Origin of the sequence: Pelotomaculum propionicicum (genome assembly GCF_004369225.1) — a bacterium.
Classification (GTDB): Bacteria; Bacillota; Desulfotomaculia; order Desulfotomaculales; family Pelotomaculaceae; genus Pelotomaculum_B; species Pelotomaculum_B propionicicum.
The window spans coordinates 1-806 of record NZ_QFFZ01000150.1; the positions used below are offsets into that span (position 1 = coordinate 1).

Sequence of the window (806 nt, forward strand, 5' to 3'; positions counted from 1 at the left end):
CTGGAGACACGCGGCAATGAGGCGGCCTTCAGCGGGGACTGGGGCAGACTGGTCGGCGGCATGAACGGATTGATAGAAGCAGTAAACGAGCCGATTGAGGAGTTGCTTGCTGTCTTGACCCGGATGGCTGTAAACGATTATACAGCTAAGATGATAAAAGAGTATTCCGGTGGCTGGAATGTTCTAAAGAACGCCACCAGCGATGCTCAGGCACGCATATTAAATACAATAAGAATAACTAAAAATATCAGTAACGGTGATCTCAGCGACCTGGACGGATTAAAGAAAATCGGGCGGAGAAGTGACAATGACGAGTTAGTGCCTTCATTTATAAAAATGATGGAAGCAATTCAAAACCTGGTGGACGATGCGGACATGCTGTCGAAGGCCGCGGTGGAAGGCAAACTTGATACCAGGGCAGACGCTACCAGGCACGAAGGCGAATACCGCAAGGTTGTCGAGGGCGTCAACAGCACCCTGGACGCTGTGATCGGGCCGCTTAACGTGGCGGCCGAATACGTGGACATGATTTCAAAGGGAGACATTCCGCCTAAGATCACTGACAACTACAACGGCGATTTTAACGAAATCAAGAACAACCTGAACGGCTGTATCGACGCCGTAAACGGCCTGCTTAAAGAGGTCGACGGCCTGATTGCGGCGGTCAGGGAAGGCCGTCTGGAGACCCGTGGCAACGAGACTGCCTTTACCGGTGACTGGGGCAAGCTGGTAGGCGGTATGAACGGGTTAATGGAAGCTGTGGCCGAGCCGGTTGAAGAACTGATTGCCGTTCTTGGTAGAATGTC

1 pseudogene is annotated in these 806 nt (G+C 52.1%); it reads left to right on the forward strand.

The features are described 5' to 3' along the window. Nucleotides 1–806: pseudogene (locus Pmgp_RS19990) on the forward strand (hypothetical protein); the annotation flags it as partial.